Raw genomic sequence first — 17,303 nt, forward strand, 5'->3', positions numbered from 1 at the left:
GGGGCGCATGCACCTTCGCCCCGCTTCAGACGCGGACAGCCCGCGCCGCGGTGCGTGCGCGCATCGGCCGGCATGGGCTGTGCCCGCGCGGTGCTGCGCGCGCCCGGCCGGCTGCGCGCGGGGCCCGCGGGAGGAGCTTCAAGGCTTCCCGCGTCCCATCCGCTCAGCCTGGAAAGGGCAATTTGATGCACCGCTATCGCTCCCATACCTGCGGCGCGCTCACCACCGCCGAGGTGGGCGAGCACGTCCGGCTCTCCGGCTGGTGCCACCGCATCCGCGACCACGGCGGCGTGCTGTTCATCGACCTGCGCGACCATTACGGCCTCACTCAGGTGGTGGTGGACCCCGACAGCGCCGCCTTCAAGGACGCCGAGAAGGCGCGTTCCGAGTGGGTCATCCGCATCGACGGCAAGGTGCGTCTGCGCCCCGAGGGCACCGGGAATGCGGACCTCGCCACCGGCGCCGTCGAGATCTACGCCACCGAGCTGGAAGTGCTGGGCACCGCCGCCGAGCTGCCGCTGCCGGTGTTCGGCGACCAGGAGTATCCGGAGGAGACCCGGCTGAAGTACCGCTTCCTCGACCTGCGCCGGGAGAAGCTGCACAAGAACATCATGACCCGCGGCGCCATCATCGACACCATGCGCGCCCGCATGAAGGCGCAGGGATTCTTCGAGTTCCAGACCCCCATCCTCACGGCTTCGTCTCCGGAGGGCGCGCGCGACTTCCTGGTGCCCTCGCGGCTGCATCCCGGCAAGTTCTACGCGCTGCCCCAGGCGCCCCAGCAGTACAAGCAGCTCATCATGATGAGCGGCTTCGACCGCTACTTCCAGATCGCCCCGTGCTTCCGCGACGAGGACCCGCGCGCCGACCGCCTGCCCGGAGAGTTCTACCAGCTCGACCTGGAAATGAGCTTCGTCGAGCAGGAGGACATCTTCGCGGCGGTGGAGCCGGTCATCCGCGGCGTGTTCGAGGAATTCGCCAACGGCAAGCCGGTGACGCAGAACTGGCCGCGCATTCCCTATGCCGTCTCCATGCGCAAGTACGGTACCGACAAGCCGGACCTGCGCAACCCGCTGGAGATGCAGGAGGTGTCGGCGCACTTCCGCGAGTCCGGCTTCAAGGTGTTCGCCCGCCTGCTGGAGGTGGAGAAGAACGAGGTGTGGGCCATCCCCGCGCCCAAGGGCGGCTCCCGCGCCTTCTGCGACCGCATGAACGCCTGGGCCCAGGGCGAGGGCCAGCCCGGCCTCGGCTACATCATGTGGCGCGAGGGCAATGAAGGCGCCGGCCCGCTGGCCAAGAACATCGGCCCCGAGCGCACCGAGGCCATCCGCCAGCAGCTCGGCCTCCAGGCGGAGGATGCCGCATTCTTCCTGGCGGGCGATCCCGCGAAGTTCGTGAAGTTCGCCGGCGCCGCCCGCACCAGGGTGGGCGAGGAGCTGAACCTGATCGACACCGAGCGCTTCGAGCTGGCCTGGATCGTGGACTTCCCCTTCTACGAGTGGTCGGAGGACGAGAAGAAGGTCGACTTCTCGCACAACCCCTTCTCCATGCCGCAGGGGGGGCTGGAAGCCCTGCAGACGCAGGATCCGCTCACCATCAAGGCGTTCCAGTACGACATCGCCTGCAACGGCTACGAGATCGCCTCCGGCGGCATCCGCAACCATCGCCCCGAGGCCATGGTGAAGGCGTTCGAGCTGGCCGGCTATGACGAGGAAACGGTGATCGAGCGCTTCGGCGGCATGTATCGCGCGTTCCAGTACGGCGCCCCGCCCCATGGCGGCATGGCGGCGGGCGTGGACCGCATCGTGATGCTGCTGTGCGGCACCACCAACCTGCGCGAGATCTCCATCTTCCCCATGAACCAGCAGGCCCTGGACCTGCTCATGGGCGCGCCCAACGAGGCATCGCCGAAGCAGCTGCGCGAGCTGCACATCCGCCCGGTGCCGCCGCAGAAGTGAGGGGCGCCCCCGCCGCGCGGGGTTCCGGTTTTGCATCGCCCCCGCGCCACCCGGCGCGGGGGCTTTCTTTTGACCTGTGGGCGGCGGGCTCCGGCGCCGAGGTGCCGTCACGGCCGTCGCGGACGGCAGGCGAAAGAGAGGGCCGCCGCTCGGGACCATCGCCGCCGCCGCATTTCAAGAGCCGCGGAAACCGGCTCGCGTGAAGAAGATGCGTTGTCTCGACAGCTGTCGCGATTGCCGCACGCCCATGCGGGCGGACGGCGCTCCGCCAGGGCCCGCGCCGGCCGGCAAGGCTCCGGCGCCCGCCGGCCGGTGTCTTGGGGCGGGCGCGGACGCCCGCCCGCGCGCCTCAGGGCTTGTTGACGGCGGTGAAGCTGAAGAGCTGCAGCGGCGCGGTCGGGTCGTCGGAGTTGATGAAGGCGAGCAGCGGCACCCGGCCCTTGGGGGTCGCGGTGATCTCCAGCGTCTTCGGGTCGCGGATGAAGCGGGCGATGGCCTCGCCCACGGCGGCGGCCTCGGGCGCGCCGGAAGCGGCCGCGGCGATGCCCTGGTTCAGGAGGTCGAGCAGGTGGGCGCGATACTCGTCCGGGCTCACCCCCTCCGCCTCGGCGAGGCGCTGCAGCATCAGGCTGGCGAGGCCGTGGTCGGTGATGGTGAGGCCGAGCGGGCCGATGTTCACGCCCGGCATCGCCGCCGTGAGCGCCTCCTCGGAGGCGAGGGCGGAGAGGGGCAGGTTGTCCAGCCGCGCGGTGAAGGCGGTGCGGAAGGCGTCCTTCACCTCCACCTCGGCGGGGCTGAGGCTGATGCTGCTGGTGGCCGGATCATAGACGGCGCCGAGCGCGAGCGAGAAGGTGGCCTCCTTCAGGCCGGCGGCGGCCAGCGTGTTGAAGGGCTCGCCGTCCTCCGCGTCGATGGGGCCGGTGACGTCGGTGAGCTCGAAGCGGATGCGTCCGGGCACCACGCCGGAGGCATCCGGGAAATCGCCCCAGGTGAGCCCCGCGCGGCCGATGCGGATGGGGTCGGCGGGCTTGTCGCCGGTGGTGTCGGCGGGCACCTCGATGCCGGCGAGGGTGACCCCCGTGAGGACGCGGAAGCCGCCGAGCGCCACGTCCGGCCGGGTGGGGTCGGAGGCATGGGCGAGGGCGAGCAGGCGCGGCAGGTCGAGCCCGGTCAGCGAGATGCTGCCGAACTTCACGGCGCGCCCGTCGCTGTCGCCCTCCACCCCCTCGAACCGCAGCTCGGAGAGCACCCCGCCCTCGAACTTGTTCAGGGCGAAGAGGGCGGCGCGGCCGCCGCCCACGGGCTCGATGGTGCGCATGTCGCGCACCTCGAAATTGGCGAAGGCGATGCCGCGCAGCAGCGCGTCGGCCTCCGCCAGCAGCGGCGCGGGGTTGGCCGGCGGCTCGTCCGCCGAGAGGGCGTCGAGTGCGTCGAGGCGCGCGGCGGTGATCGCAGCAGGCTTCAGCGCCACCGACGTGAGCTTGAGGCTCGCGCCCTCGGTGCGGATGTCGTCCTGCTGCTCGACGGTGAAGGCGCCGGTCTCCAGCGCGCCGAGCACCGGCTTGAGGCCCCCGTCGGCGGGAGTGGCCAGCAGCGGGGTGATGTCGATGTCGCGGGCGAGAATGGCGCTCACCTCCACCCGCGGCAGGCTGCCGTCGTCGGCATCCGCGGCGTCGTCCGCGCCGGTGCCGCTGTCCGCCTGCCCGCTGCCGGCCTTTCCGGGGGCCGCCGCCCCCGCGTCCGCCTTGGCGGGATCCGTCGGCTGGCCCTCGGCCGCGAGGCGGGCGATGGAGAAGCGGGCGATCCGGCCGGAGCGCACATCGGTGGCCGCGATGCCGTCGAGGGTCAGCTCCCGCGCCCGGCCGGGCAGGGGATCGTCCTTGCCGGCGATCTTGCGGGTGACGGCGTGGGGCACGTCGATGCGGGCGGCGTCCACGCCGGCGAGCTGGCGCAGGGCGAGCACCACCGGGCTTGCGGCCACCAGGTCGGCCGCATTGCCGGCGGTGGGGGTCACCACCAGCGGGCCGGCGTAGCGCTCGATGGCGACGTGGGGCAGGGTCTCCACCAGGCGCGCGCCGCCGGGGCCGCCGGTGCGGGTGATGGTGACGTTCTCCAGCTCGACCGTGTCGGCGGTGATTCGCCCGTCTTGCGGCGTGCCCATGCCCCGCGCGGCGAGCCGGGAGACGGTGAGGGAGAGGGCGCCGTCGGCTGAGGTCACCGAGAGGTCGCCCAGGGTCAGGCTGCGATCCTTCACCGAAACCGCGCTGGAGCCGAGGCTGGCCTTGGCGCCGGTGGCGCGCACGTTGGCGAGCGCCTCGTCGATGACGGCACGGGCCTTGTGCTGCGCCCAATACTGCACGCCGGCATATCCGCCGGCGCCGAGGACGAGAACGGCCACGATGCCGATGACAAGCGGTTTCTTCATGGGAAAAGTCCTCGTCGCCGACCTCTGCGGATCGCACAGACTTCCTGTGCGTTCGCAGCATTGCTCAATTTGTGCGGTGGGCCGTGACATCGGCGAACCGCGCCGCTACCTTTCGCGCCCGTTTCAGGACTGACGCAAGAGAGATCATATCGAGATCGCGCGGGCGTACACACGCGGCCGTGGGTGCGCGGTACTCAAGTAGCGCGGCGATGGTGAAGGAGCAGGAGCAAGGATGGCGTCGAATATTTCCGAGGATCTGCGTTCCGGAGCGCTCGTCTATCACCGCCTGCCCCGGCCTGGAAAACTTGAGATCCAGGCCACCAAGCCGCTCGGCAACCAGCGGGACCTGGCGCTCGCCTATTCACCCGGCGTCGCCGCGGCCTGCGAGGCCATCGCCGCCGATCCGCTGCAGGCGGCCGAGCTGACCATCCGCGCCAACCTCGTGGGCGTGGTCTCCAACGGCACCGCCGTGCTCGGCCTCGGCGCCATCGGCCCGCTGGCCGGCAAGCCGGTGATGGAGGGCAAGGCGGTCCTGTTCAAGAAGTTCTCCGGCATCGACGTGTTCGACATCGAGATCGACGCGCTCACCGTGGACCGCATGGTGGAGGTCATCAGCGCGCTGGAGCCCACCTTCGGCGGCATCAACCTCGAGGACATCAAGGCCCCCGAGTGCTTCGAGGTGGAGCGCCAGCTGCGCGAGCGCATGAAGATCCCGGTCTTCCATGACGACCAGCACGGCACCGCCATCATCGTCGGCGCCGCCGTGCGCAACGCCATGGAAGTGGGCAACCGCAGGATCGAGGATCTCAAGATCGTCGCCTCGGGCGCCGGCGCCGCCGCCCTCGCCTCGCTGAACCTTCTCGTGAAGCTCGGCGCCCGGAAGGAGAACATCTGGGTCTGCGACATCGAGGGCGTGGTCTACGAGGGCCGCAACACCCTCATGGACCCCTACAAGGAAAAGTTCGCCCAGCAGACCGAGAAGCGCACCCTCGACGAGGTGATCGAGGGCGCGCACATCTTCCTCGGCCTTTCCGCCGGCGGCGTGCTGAAGCCGGAGATGGTGAAGAAGATGGCGGACCATCCGCTCATCATGGCCCTCGCCAACCCCACCCCCGAGATCATGCCCGAGCTGGCCCGCGAGGCGCGGCCCGACGCCATGATCTGCACCGGCCGCTCGGATTTCCCGAACCAGGTCAACAATGTCCTGTGCTTCCCCTACATCTTCCGCGGGGCGCTGGACGTGGGCGCCACCGACATCAACGACGAGATGAAGATGGCGGCGGTGGAGGCCATCGCCGCCCTCGCGCGGGAGGCGCCGTCCGACGTGGTGGCCCGCGCCTATGGCGGCGAGACGCGCATGTTCGGCGCCGATTCGCTCATTCCCTCGCCGTTCGATCCGCGCCTCATCCTGCGCATCGCCCCCGCGGTGGCGAAGGCGGCCATGGACACCGGCATCGCGACCCGGCCCATCGCCGATTTCGAGCACTACCAAGCGGTGCTGGACGATTTCGTGTTCCGCTCCGGCTTCATCATGCGCCCCCTGTTCGCCCGTGCGAAGCAGGACAAGATGCGCGTGATCTACGCCGAGGGCGAGGACGAGCGCGTCCTGCGCGCCGTGCAGGCGGTGGTGGAAGAGGGCATCGCCCGTCCCATCCTGGTGGCCCGGCCCAACGTGGTGGAGACGCGCATCAAGCGCTTCGGCCTGTCCATCCGCGCCGGCCAGGACTTCGAGCTCATCAATCCCGAGGATGATCCGCGCTACCGCGACTATGTGCGCGACTATATCGACGTCGCCGGCCGCCGGGGCGTGACGCCGGACGCGGCCCGCACCCTGGTGCGCACCCATCCCACCGTCATCGCCGCGCTGGCGGTGCGGCGCGGCGAGGCGGACGCCATGCTGTGCGGCATCGAGGGGCGCTTCACCCGGCACTTCCGCCAGGTGCGCGACATCATCGGCCGCGCGCCGGGCGTGAAGGAGCTGGCGGCGCTCTCGCTGCTCATCACCCCCAAGGGCAACTTCTTCATCTGCGACACCCAGATCCAGACCGAGCCCACCGCCCCCGACCTCGCGGAGATGACCGTGCTGGCGGCGGCCCATGTGCGCCGGTTCGGCCTGGAGCCGCGGGTGGCGCTGCTCTCCCACTCCAACTTCGGCAGCCACGAGACGCTCGCGGCCAAGCGCGTGCGCGCGGCGCTGGAGATCCTGCGCGAGCGGGCGCCCGACTTGCAGGTGGACGGCGAGATGCAGGCCGATGCCGCTCTGGTGGAGGACATCCGCAAGCGCGCCCTGCCGCACTCGCGCCTCCAGGGCGTGGCGAACGTGCTGGTGATGCCGGACCTCGACGCCGCCGACATCGCCTACAACATGCTGAAGGTGCTGGGCGATTCCCTGCCTGTCGGGCCCATCCTGATGGGCACGGCCAAGCCCGCCCACATCCTCAGCCCGTCCATCACCGCGCGCGGCATCGTCAACATGACGGCGGTGGCGGTGGTGGAAGCCCAGACCGGTCCCTGAGCGCCGCGCCTCCTCCCCGTGCGGGGGAGGAGGCGTCGCCCTTCCGGGCGCACCCGGGTCAGGAGAGACGGCGCGCCGATGGCCGGGGGCGCGAACCGGCGTTTTCCCGTCGCGTGCCCTGCGGCGAAGCAGCCTTCGCTTCCCCGGAAAAATCATCTCGGTCGGATGCTCCCCCTCCCGCCTACCGGTAGGGGGCAGCCGTGCGGCGCAGTCGTGGCGCAAATCCAGGCCGGCCTCGTGCCCGAGCACGGCTTCCAGCCTGCCTCGATCCCGCGTCTTGCCGGCGCGCGCGCCGAGCGTGCGCCGCGACAGGCGCGTCTTGGCGGTGAATGGCCCATCCCGTCAGCTCCGGTCTCTCGCCGGAGCTGCGGGTTTCGCGCAGGCCCCGCGGGCGGGCTTGCGCAAAGGGGCGGGAGGAAGGCTCTCGGGCTCCGGCATCACGGGTGCGCGCGGCAGGGTCTGGTGGGTGAGCGTGGTGGGTTAGCCTGATGGGTCGATGCGGGCGCGCCCCGGCGTTTCCGCGCATTGCCCGATGCGTCTGGACCGCGCATCCGGCGCATGCCCTGATCGGCACACGGCCGAGCGTTGCCGCCGCGTGCCCAGCCGATGCCGGCCGGCACCTATCACTCAGATTGGCGGCTTGCCCGGCGGGATCGTCTCCCGCCACCGCCTCCGGTCCTTCACCGTCGCGGGGTTGCCGTGAGGCGACAACGGTCGGCCTCGGTCTTCAACCGACGCCAAGCGGATTTCGCCCATATACCTCCGCGCCGGCTTTCGGCCTCAGCCCTGCCAGCGGCGGGGGCGGTAGAAGGTGTGCACGCCGATGCGGTCGAGCTTGCGCATCTCCCGCACCCAGCTCGGATGCACCCAATAGGCGTGGTAGTGGGTGGCCCGGCCCACGCTGTCGAGCCAGAGCCTGCCGTCCAGCATGTCGGCGGCGATCTCCTTGGCCTGCACCCACATGTCCGGCTCGCGGATCACGTCCTTCACGCTGTCGCAGGCGAAGGTGAACTGGCAGGCGAGGTGCCGGTGGGCGTTCTGGTAGACGGTGCCGCACACGTCGGCCGGGTAGTAGCCGGAGAAGACGCGGTTCACGACCACCTGGGCCACCGCGATCTGCCCGCGCTTGGGCTCGCCGCGGCTTTCGAAATAGATGGCTTCCGCCAGGCACTTCTGGGCGCGGGCAAGAGTGGCGCCTTCCAGGCGCAGACGCTGGGCGGGGGAGGGCCAGATGCCGTCGCGCTCCGGGCTCTGCTCCTCCGCCACCGCGGGTGTGAGGGTGGGCGCGGGCGCCGGGGGCGAGAGCGGCTGCGGCACGAAGCCCTGGTCCGCGAGCGCGTGATACTCGAAGGCGAGCGGCGGGAACTGGCGCGGATCGCTGGCGAACACGGTGGTGGTGTCGTGGAGCACCGCCGGCTCGCTCGCCTCGCCGGGGGAGACCTCGGCTAATGCGTTGTTGGCGGGCGCCTCCTCGGGCACTATCTCGGGCGCGGGGGGCAGCGTCACGTCGGCGGCCTCCATGCCGTCGAAGTCGGTGCCGAACGCGGTGGAGGCGGCGAGCCCGGCGCCGTCGTCCTGGATCACCGGCAATTCCAGCAGTAGGTCGAGGGCCAGCTCCAGATGGGCGTTCACGGCGGGAGCCGCGGCCGGCTCCGCCGCCTCGTCCACGGGGGCAGGGGCGGCCTGCGGGGCGCCCAGCACCAGCGGCGGGGGATATTGGAACTCCCGGTCGGGCGTGACGGGAATGGCGGCCGGCTGTGGCGGGGGCGGCGCCGGCAGGTCGGGCACGGCGCGGGCGGTGCCGATGGGGCGGGGCAGGTCGAGGGTCGCGACCTTCAGGCTGCGCATGGGCGCGGCCAGGGGCGCGGAGATGAGGACGGCGCCGGCGCTGTCGGCAAGGGTCGCCTCGCCCGCCTTCAGCGGGGCCGGCCCGGCGCCGAGCGCGCCGAGGGCCACGACGAGCGGCAGCGTGCGCCGCCACACATCCGGGGAAGCCATGGGTCCTGCCTCGTCCGCTCACGCGCCGGGGCCTGCGCGCGGGGGGCGCGGCGGCCGCTCGGAACTGCCGTGTCTCATGCGTTCGGGCGGGTGAACCGATAAGTCCACGCCGCTCGCGAACGCCCTCAGCGCGCCGGCTGTTGCGAGCCGGCGACAGGCAAGAACATTGGCCGATCAGCGTTGATCGGAGGTTAACCGCGCCGCCAATTCGGCCTCGCGGGCGAAGGGGCCGCCGGCCGTGGCGCAAATGCCACGGGCGCGGGCGAGGCCGTGGGTGCCGAAGCGCACCTTGACGGCCTCCTCCACCCATTTGCCTTCCTGCGCGGCCCGCAGGGCCTCGCGCCGGCCCTCGGCCGCGAGGAAGGCGCGGTGGGTGTCCACGGCGGCGTCGAAGGCTTCGAGCCCCTCGCCGCTGGCGGCGGAGAGGCGCACCACCGGCACCGTCCAGCCCTCGCCCCCGCCCGAGAGGGAGAGGGCGCCCGCGACCTCCGAGGCGGCGCGGCGGGAGATCTCCACCATGTCGGCCTTGGTGACGACGATGATGTCCGGCAGCTCCATCACCCCCGCCTTCATGAACTGGAGGCTGTCGCCCGACGCGGGCTGGATGCAGAGCACCACCGTGTCCGCCACCAGCGAGATGTCGGCTTCCGACTGGCCGACGCCCACCGTCTCCACGATCACGAGGTCGTACACCGCGCGCAGCAGCACCACGGCGGCGATGGCGTCGTCGGAGAGGCCGCCGAGGCGGTCGCGCGCGGCCATGGAGCGCACGAACACGCCGCGGTCCTCCGGGTCGGTCTGGATGCGGGCGCGGTCGCCCAGCAGGGCGCCCTTGGTGCGGCGGGAGGAGGGGTCCACCGCCAGCACCGCCACCGTTTGCCCGGCGGCGCGGGCGCGGTGCACCAGCGCGTTGGTGAGGGTGGACTTGCCCACGCCGGGCGGCCCGGTGAGACCCAGCACATGGGCCTTGGCGGCCTTGGCGGCGGCATCGAGCAGGGTCACGAGATCGGGCTGGCCGCGGCGTGTCTCCACGGCGGCGAGGGCCTGGGCGACGGCGCGCTTGCCGCCGGCGCGCAGCGCGTCGAGGTCGGGCGGGTTCGGCGGGGGGAGCGGCATGGGAGCAGAATCGGGTGAGGTGAATCGGCCGCCATCTCAGCAGCTTTGCCCATCCGCTGCCAGGGGGCAGGTCGCGGGGGCAGGGCCGGGGGGCAGGGCCGGGGGGCAGGCGGGCAGGGCCGCGCCCGCAGCAAAAAGGCGCCGGCATGGGAGCCGGCGCCTTCCTGCTCATCGGAACCGTGCGGGGGAACGGAGCCGATCAACAATCCACGAACGGAATCAGCGGCAATAGGAGCGCGAGACGCGCATCACCTCGCCGTCGGGGTCCTGGAGGTAGCAGCGCCCGTCCTGGCCCCAGAAATAGAGGGGCTGGGGCGCCCGCTGCTCCGACTGGGCGCCGAGGATGGCGCCGGTGGCGCCGCCGAGCACCGCGCCCACCGCCGCGCCGCCGGCACGCCCGGTGACGGCCCCGCCGATCAGCGCCCCGGTGGCGCCGCCGATGACGGCGCCCGCCGCCGTATTGTTCTGCGCCTGCGCCGAGGTGGCGAGGCCGGTGGTGGCGAGGCCGGCGAGCGTGAGGGCGACGAGCCCGGCGCGGATCAGCATGGTCTTGATTCCCTGTCGCCCGGCGGGACTGGCCCCGGGCCGCGATGACGACGCGCGGCTGGCCGCGCGAACCCGGCGCCAGATGGGCGGACATATGGGGCGAAGATGCGGCGTGTCCGCCGCTCCCGCGCCCGCCGCCGCCCCTTCTGCACACAGGTGGGAGGATGCTTCTGGTCAAGTATGCGCGTGTAAGTTGTGCATCGCCCGCGCGCCCGCGTCAACCGCCGCGCGCCGGGTGATTGCACCGCGGTAGGGGGCTTGCGCGGCGGTCGCTCCCGGGTGCAGGGTTTGCGCCTTCTTTCGAGGACACCGCATTCATGAGCGAGACAAACCCCTTCGGCGGGCGTGTGACCCACCTCACCCCCGCCGACGTGAAGGCCGGCCTGGCCGACGGCACCATCCTGCTGGTGGACGTGCGCGAGCCCAACGAAACCCAGGCCGAGCGCATTCCCGGCGCCGTGAACCTGCCCCTGAGCCGCTTCGCGGCCGAACCCCTTCCGGACCCGGCTGGCAAGCGCCTCGTCTTCTCCTGCCGCTCGGGCCAGCGGTCCCAGCAGGCGCTGGCGGCCGCCCAGCGGGCCGGCCTGCCGTTCGAGGAGCACATGCAGGGCGGCATCCTGGCCTGGAAGGCCGCCGGCTACGACGTCGAGCGCGGCTGAGCCCGCCGTTTCCCGATCCGCCGGCCCACCCGGCCGGCGGCGGGCCTCGCCGGGCGCGAGCGGGCCGCCGCGCGAATTTTCGCAGGGTGATGCGCGCCTGGGTCATCGTCGCGCTTGAAGGTTTCGCGGCTTCGCGCTTGGATGACGGCGTGTGCAAACTGTCATCTGGAGCATCATGCCGGCACCTGCGTCCGGCCAGCCTCTCGAACCCGCGGCGCCGGATGCGCCGCTGGATGAGGCCGCGGCCTATCTGAATGCCTTCGGCACCCCCGATGTGGTGGAGGTCCTGCTGCCGGACACGTCCGGCATCCTCCGGGGCAAATGGCTGCCCGGCGCATCCCTCGGCAAGGTGTGGAAGGACGGGGTCGCGATTCCTCTGTCCATCTTCGGCCTCGACGTGTGGGGCTGCGAGGTGGAAGCCACCCGCATCCACCTGGAGACCGGCGACAAGGACGGCCTGTGCTGGCCTGTTCCTGGCACGCTGAGGCCGGTGCCGTGGGCCTCGCGCCCCACCGCCCAGGTGCTCATCACCATGCACGAGCCCGACGGCTCGCCCCGCGGGCGGCCCTGGCGGCTCGATCCGCGCCAGCAGCTCGCCAAGATCGTCTCGCGCTTCGCGGAGCTGGGGCTCACCCCCTGCGTCGCCTTCGAGCTGGAGTTCTACCTGTTGAAGCCCGGCGCCCCCGGCGACGTGCCGGAGCCGGTGTTTCCCGCCACCGGGCAGGCGCGGCAGAACATGTATTCCATGTCCGATCTCGACGCCTTCGCCGAGGTGCTGCACGAGATCCGCGAGGCCTGCGTGGCCCAGGGCCTGCCCGCCGACACCGTGATCTCCGAGGCGGCGCCCGGCCAGTTCGAGGTCAATCTCTACCACCGGGTCGACCCCATGGGCGCGGCCGACGATGCCATATTGCTGCGCCGGCTCATCGACGGCGTGGCGCGGCGCAACGGCCTGCGCGCCACTTTCATGGCCAAGCCGCTCGCCGAATTCGCCGGCAACGGCATGCATGTGCACGTCAGCCTCGTGGACAGGGACGGCGAGAATTTCTTCGCCCGCCCCGGAGAGGGGGACGACGCGCTGCGCCACGCGGCGGGCGGCCTGCTCGCCACCATGATCGATTCCACGCTGCTGTTCGTGCCGAGCTTCAACGGCTACCGCCGCCTCGTGCCCGGCAGCTATGCGCCGGTGTCCGTCACCTGGGGCTACGACAACCGCTCGGTGGCTGTGCGCGTGCCCAACGGCCCGCCCAAGGCGCGCCGGCTGGAGCATCGCATCGCCGGGGCGGAGGCCCATCCCCACCTCGTGCTCGCGGCCATCCTCGCCGGCATGCTGGAGGGGCTGGAGCGCAGGATCGAGCCGCCGGCCGCGCTCGCGGGCAACGCCTATGACCGCGAGGCGCCCAAGCTCAGCCCCTCCATGGCGGATGCGGTGGCGCGCTTCGCCTCCTCGCCCTTCATCGCGCGGGCATTCGGCGAGGAGTACCGCAGGGTGTATGCGGTGATGAAGGCCGAAGAACTCGCTGCCTTTACGCGCGTCATCCTGCCGCTGGAGTACGAAACCTACCTGTGACGACAAGAGCCGGCGAAGATGCAGGTGCATCGCGGCTCGTTTTCCTTGCCGCCGGGCGCGGCCGTCCCTTGGGCGGCCGCGCTTTGCTCTTTGCCGGCATATTTTGACTTTTCCGGTTGAGCGCTACCGCATGACGCAATAGCCTCCAAGGGCAGGCGGGAGAGACAATCCCGTCGTCTCTCAGAGGAGAAGAGCGGATGAGTCGCGCTTTCAAAGCGGCCGTCATGGGCGTGGGGCTGGGCGTGGTGCTCGGCGCCGGCGTGGCCCTCACCGGGCCGGCGTTCGCCCAGGAGAAGGTGGTCAACGTCTTCAACTGGTCGGACTATATCGACCCGACGGTGCTCGAGGACTTCACCAAGGAGACCGGCATCAAGGTCCGCTACGACGTGTTCGACAGCAACGAGGTGCTGGAGACCAAGCTGCTCGCGGGCAAGACCGGCTACGACGTGGTGGTGCCCTCCGGCTCCTTCCTGCAGCGGCAGATCAAGGCGGGCATCTTCATGCCCCTCGACAAGTCCAAGATCCCCAACCTGCAGTATGCCTGGCCCGAGGTGACCGACCGCCTCGCCGTCTACGACCCCGGCAACGCCCACGCCGTGAACTACATGTGGGGCACCACCGGCATCGGCTACAACGTGGACAAGGTGAAGGAGCGGCTCGGCGACGTGCCCCTGAACACCTGGGACATCGTCTTCAAGCCGGAGAACATCTCCAAGCTGAAGGACTGCGGCGTCTACATGCTGGACGGGCCGGAGGAGATCATCCCCTCCGCCATGAAGTACCTGGGCCTCGATCCGGATTCCAAGAAGCCGGAGGACATCCAGAAGGCCGGCGATCTTCTGATGACCGTCCGCCCCTACATCAAGAAGTTCGATTCCTCGGGCTACATCAATGCCCTGGCGCGCGGCGACATCTGTCTGGCCGTGGGCTGGTCGGGCGACGTCTTCCAGGCCAAGACCCGCGCCGAGGAAGCCGCCAAGAAGACCAAGAAGCCGCCGGTGAAGGTGGGGTACCAGATCCCCAAGGAAGGCGCGCTGATGTGGTTCGACAATTTCGCCATTCCGAAGGATGCCAAGCATGTGGATGAGGCGCTGACCTTCATCAACTACATGATGCGCCCGGAAATCGCGGCGAAGAACTCCAACTACATCTCCTACGCCAACGGCAACCTGGCGTCTCAGAAGTTCATCGACAAGGAAATCCTGGACAACCCGTCCATCTATCCGGATAAGGACACCTTCTCGCGCCTGTTCATCGTCACCACCAACGAGCCGGCGGTGCAGCGGGTCATCACCAAGACCTGGAACGCGTTCAAGCGCGGCAAGTGATGCCGCAGGGGAGGGGCGAGGCTCCCGCCTCTTCCGCCTGATCCAAGGCCCTTCCGGCGTCCGCCGGGAGGGCTTTTTTCTTGAAGGCCATGCCCCTCGGCCCCGGTCCGCGCCCGGCGGGCTCCGCCCGCGGGCGGGTTTGGTTCAAATGCCGCGCGGGCCTGCGGCAAGGCCCACAAGGCGCGCGGGGAGCCGCGGTCCGGCGCTTTTTTCGCGCAGGGCCGGCGATGGAAGCCGGCCGCGCGCCTCCATGTCATTTCGAGGTCACGGATTGCCGGTCTTCTGCGCCCGCCGCTCCGGGGTGGGCGTCCAGGTCGCCCGCGCGGCGCGGCCTGCGGCGCCGGCCCCATCCCCCGCAGCCGTGGCGTCCCGCCGTTCCGGGTCGGGTTCATGGAACCTCATCCGCCGGCCCGCGCCATGGCGCTGGTAAATGCGCACCGTGAGGGTTGTGAACATGCTGTCGCTCGACCTCAAGTCCCTCCTCGATCGCCTCGGTCCCTATGCGAAGCGGTCGCTGGAGACGGCGGCCGGCCTCGCCGTGGGGCGGGGCAATTATGAGGTCACGGTGGAGCACCTCCTGCTCACCATGGTGGACGATGCCGGGCGTGACCTGCCCATCGCGCTGCGCCAGTTCGAGGCGGACGTGCCGGCGCTGAAGCGCGCCCTGCAGCGCGCCGTGGAGGAGATGAAATCCGGCAATCCCGGCCGCCCGGTCTTCGCGCCCAGCCTCATCGAGATCATCACCGATGCGTGGCTGCTGGGCTCGGTGGAGCTGGGCCAGGGCGCGGTGCGCTCGGGCACGCTGCTCCTGGCCGTGCTGCAGAACTCCACCCGTTTCGGCCTCGCCGATTGGTGGGACATCCTGCGCCGGGTGCCGGCGGCGGAGCTGAAGGCGCGGTTCGGAGATCTTCTGGCCGCTTCATCGGAAGCGCCGGCGCCGGCTTCCACGGGTGCCGCCCCCGCCGGGCGTGCGTCGTCCGGCCGCCCCGCCGACAGCGTGCTCGGCCGCTTCGCCACCGATTTCACCGCCCTCGCGCGGGCGGGCAGGATCGACCCGGTCTTCTGCCGCGACCGCGAGATCCTGCAGATGATCGACATCCTCGGCCGGCGGCGGAAGAACAACCCCATCTGCGTGGGCGAGCCGGGCGTGGGCAAGACGGCGGTGGTGGAGGGCCTCGCCCTCAAGATCGCCCAGGGCGACGTGCCGGATTTCCTGAAGCAGGTGGAGCTGATCGGCATCGATCTCGGCATGCTCCAGGCCGGGGCGGGGGTGAAGGGCGAGTTCGAGAACCGCCTCAAGGGCATCGTGGATGAGGTGAAGGCTTCCCCCACCCCCATCATCCTGTTCATCGACGAGGCGCACATGCTGGTGGGCGCCGGCGGCCCGGCCGGCGGCAGCGATGCGGCCAACCTGCTGAAGCCGGCGCTGGCCCGCGGCGAGCTGCGCACCATCGCCGCCACCACCTGGAGCGAATACAAGAAGTATTTCGAGAAGGACGCCGCCCTGGAGCGCCGCTTCCAGGTGGTGAAGCTCGACGAGCCGAGCCCGGAGGAGGCCGCCACCATCCTGCGCGGCCTGCGCCCGATCTATGAGCGCAGCCACAATGTCTATGTGCGCGACGACGCTGTGACCGCGGCGGCCCGGCTCTCGGCCCGCTACATCTCCGGCCGGCAGCTTCCCGACAAGGCGGTGGACGTGCTCGACACCGCCTGCGCGCGGGTGAAGCTCTCCCTGTCGAGCCGGCCGCGCCTGCTGGAGGTGCACGAGCGCCGCATCGCCGTGCTGGAGCGCGAGCTCTCGGCCCTCGCACGGGACCGCAGCACCCTCGGCACCGCCGAGGACCCGCGCTGCGCCGAGATCGGCACCGAGATCGCCGTGCTCCGTGCCGACATCGCGGCGCTGGAGGCCCGCTGGCAGGCGGAGAAGGCGCTGGTGGACCGCGTGCTCGACCTGCGCCGCCAGCTCGGCGCCCTGGACGCGGAGGCCGCCGAGGCCGAGGCGGCGGGGGAGGAGCCCGCCGGCGCGGCGGCGCGGGAGGCGGAGCTGCGCGCTGCGCTGTCCGAAACCCTTTCCAGCCTGCGTGCCCACCAGGGCCGCGCCGGCCTTTTGCATTACGAGGTGACGCCCGAGACCATCGGCCAGGTGATCGCCGACTGGACCGGCATTCCGGTGGGCAACATGGTGCGCGACGAGGCGGCCTCGGTGCTGGCGCTGTCGGGCAACCTCTCCCGCCGCATCAAGGGCCAGGGCCAGGCCATCGCCGCCATCGACGAGGGCATGCGGGCGGCCAAGGCCGGCCTCAACAGCCCCACCCAGCCCATGGGCGTGTTCCTGTTCGTGGGGCCCTCGGGCGTCGGCAAGACCGAGCTTGCGACCGCGCTCGCGGACCTGCTGTTCGGCGGCGAGCGCTTCCTCGTCTCCATCAACATGTCCGAGTTCCAGGAGCGCCACACGGTGTCGAAGCTGGTGGGCTCGCCCCCCGGCTACGTGGGCTACGGGGAAGGCGGCATCCTCACCGAGGCGGTGCGCCAGCGGCCCTATTCCGTGGTGCTGCTGGACGAGGTGGAGAAGGCCGACCCGGAAGTGCTCAACCTGTTCTACCAGGTGTTCGACAAGGGCGTCCTCTCCGATGGCGAGGGCCGGGTGGTGGACTTCAAGAACACCATCGTCATCCTCACCTCCAACCTCGCCACCGACCTCATCACGGAGATGGGCACCCGCGCGGCGCGGCCGTCCACCGAGGAGCTGGTCGGCGCCATCCGGCCGGAGCTGTCGCGCTACTTCAAGCCGGCGCTGCTCGCGCGCATGCAGATCGTGCCCTTCTCTCCGCTGCTGGGCGACACGCTGGGCGACATCGTGCGCCTGAAGCTCGACCGCGTGGGCCGGCGCCTCGCGGACAGCCAGAAGATGTCGTTCGCTTACACCGATGCCGTGGTGGAGCAGATCGCCCGCCGCTGCACCGAGGTGGAGACCGGCGCGCGCAACATCGACCATATCGTCTCGCGCACCCTGCTGCCCGAGATCGCCACCGAGCTGCTCGCCCGCATGAGCGAGGAAAAGCCGGTCACCGGCGTGCGCGTGGACGTGGGGGCGGACGGGCGTTTCGTCTATCGCCTCGACGGCGCGCCGGCCGAGGGCGGGGAGGCAGGCCGCGCGCCGGCGCCCGAAGAGGCGCTGGCCTAGGACC

10 protein-coding genes are annotated in these 17,303 nt (G+C 70.9%); 6 read left to right on the forward strand and 4 right to left on the reverse strand.

Annotated features, from left to right (window positions below; translation table 11 throughout):
- The first annotated feature begins 185 nt into the window (after positions 1-185).
- Positions 186-1,958 (forward strand): aspartate--tRNA ligase, encoded by a 1,773-nt coding sequence (aspS, locus tag V5F75_RS07585; protein ID WP_394035587.1) that lies wholly within the window; start codon positions 186-188, stop codon positions 1,956-1,958.
- A 349-nt stretch (positions 1,959-2,307) separates the two neighbouring features.
- Here the strand turns inward: aspS and V5F75_RS07590 are convergent, their stop codons facing one another.
- Positions 2,308-4,383 (reverse strand): aq_1923 C-terminal domain, encoded by a 2,076-nt coding sequence (locus tag V5F75_RS07590; protein ID WP_394035585.1) that lies wholly within the window; start codon positions 4,381-4,383, stop codon positions 2,308-2,310.
- 232 nt (positions 4,384-4,615) lie between these two features.
- Between V5F75_RS07590 and V5F75_RS07595 the strand changes: the two genes are divergently transcribed.
- Positions 4,616-6,898, forward strand: a complete 2,283-nt coding sequence (locus tag V5F75_RS07595; RefSeq protein WP_394035583.1) for an NADP-dependent malic enzyme — start codon at positions 4,616-4,618, stop codon at positions 6,896-6,898.
- Positions 6,899-7,678: 780 nt separating this feature from the next.
- Here V5F75_RS07595 and V5F75_RS07600 read toward each other — a convergent pair.
- From V5F75_RS07600 to V5F75_RS07610, 3 genes are all read right to left on the reverse strand, one after another.
- Complete coding sequence (locus tag V5F75_RS07600; protein WP_394035581.1) at positions 7,679-8,896, reverse strand: cell wall hydrolase; 1,218 nt, start codon at positions 8,894-8,896, stop codon at positions 7,679-7,681.
- 174 nt (positions 8,897-9,070) lie between these two features.
- Entirely contained in the window at positions 9,071-10,012 is a 942-nt protein-coding gene (locus V5F75_RS07605; protein ID WP_394035579.1) for an ArgK/MeaB family GTPase, read from the reverse strand.
- A gap of 219 nt (positions 10,013-10,231) precedes the next feature.
- Complete coding sequence (locus tag V5F75_RS07610; RefSeq protein ID WP_394035577.1) at positions 10,232-10,558, reverse strand: YMGG-like glycine zipper-containing protein; 327 nt, start codon at positions 10,556-10,558, stop codon at positions 10,232-10,234.
- A gap of 317 nt (positions 10,559-10,875) precedes the next feature.
- Between V5F75_RS07610 and V5F75_RS07615 the strand changes: the two genes are divergently transcribed.
- The 4 genes from V5F75_RS07615 to tssH all read left to right on the forward strand — a co-directional run bounded on the left by V5F75_RS07615 (position 10,876) and on the right by tssH (position 17,299).
- The gene (locus tag V5F75_RS07615) at positions 10,876-11,217 is read left to right on the forward strand and encodes a rhodanese-like domain-containing protein (protein ID WP_394035575.1); all 342 of its coding nucleotides are present in this window, start codon (positions 10,876-10,878) and stop codon (positions 11,215-11,217) included.
- 175 nt (positions 11,218-11,392) lie between these two features.
- Positions 11,393-12,787: a glutamine synthetase family protein gene (locus V5F75_RS07620; RefSeq protein WP_394035573.1), complete on the forward strand. Its 1,395-nt coding sequence runs from the start codon at positions 11,393-11,395 to the stop codon at positions 12,785-12,787.
- A gap of 197 nt (positions 12,788-12,984) precedes the next feature.
- The gene (locus V5F75_RS07625; protein ID WP_394035571.1) at positions 12,985-14,115 is read left to right on the forward strand and encodes a polyamine ABC transporter substrate-binding protein; all 1,131 of its coding nucleotides are present in this window, start codon (positions 12,985-12,987) and stop codon (positions 14,113-14,115) included.
- A gap of 454 nt (positions 14,116-14,569) precedes the next feature.
- Positions 14,570-17,299 (forward strand): type VI secretion system ATPase TssH, encoded by a 2,730-nt coding sequence (gene tssH / locus V5F75_RS07630; RefSeq protein WP_509212154.1) that lies wholly within the window; start codon positions 14,570-14,572, stop codon positions 17,297-17,299.
- Positions 17,300-17,303 lie beyond the last annotated feature (4 nt).

The organism is Xanthobacter albus, from assembly GCF_043194895.2.
Taxonomy (GTDB): domain Bacteria; phylum Pseudomonadota; class Alphaproteobacteria; order Rhizobiales; family Xanthobacteraceae; genus Xanthobacter.

What these genes read in the sequence shown, in the direction of transcription:
- tssH (WP_509212154.1), top strand. Translation starts at nt 14,570, where the DNA reads ATGCTGTCGCTCGACCTCAAGTCCCTCCTCGATCGCCTCGGTCCCTAT.
- aspS (WP_394035587.1), top strand. Translation starts at nt 186, where the DNA reads ATGCACCGCTATCGCTCCCATACCTGCGGCGCGCTCACCACCGCCGAG.
- V5F75_RS07600 (WP_394035581.1), bottom strand. Translation starts at nt 8,896, where the DNA reads ATGGCTTCCCCGGATGTGTGGCGGCGCACGCTGCCGCTCGTCGTGGCC.
- V5F75_RS07605 (WP_394035579.1), bottom strand. Translation starts at nt 10,012, where the DNA reads ATGCCGCTCCCCCCGCCGAACCCGCCCGACCTCGACGCGCTGCGCGCC.
- V5F75_RS07615 (WP_394035575.1), top strand. Translation starts at nt 10,876, where the DNA reads ATGAGCGAGACAAACCCCTTCGGCGGGCGTGTGACCCACCTCACCCCC.
- V5F75_RS07620 (WP_394035573.1), top strand. Translation starts at nt 11,393, where the DNA reads ATGCCGGCACCTGCGTCCGGCCAGCCTCTCGAACCCGCGGCGCCGGAT.
- V5F75_RS07590 (WP_394035585.1), bottom strand. Translation starts at nt 4,383, where the DNA reads ATGAAGAAACCGCTTGTCATCGGCATCGTGGCCGTTCTCGTCCTCGGC.
- V5F75_RS07625 (WP_394035571.1), top strand. Translation starts at nt 12,985, where the DNA reads ATGAGTCGCGCTTTCAAAGCGGCCGTCATGGGCGTGGGGCTGGGCGTG.
- V5F75_RS07610 (WP_394035577.1), bottom strand. Translation starts at nt 10,558, where the DNA reads ATGCTGATCCGCGCCGGGCTCGTCGCCCTCACGCTCGCCGGCCTCGCC.
- V5F75_RS07595 (WP_394035583.1), top strand. Translation starts at nt 4,616, where the DNA reads ATGGCGTCGAATATTTCCGAGGATCTGCGTTCCGGAGCGCTCGTCTAT.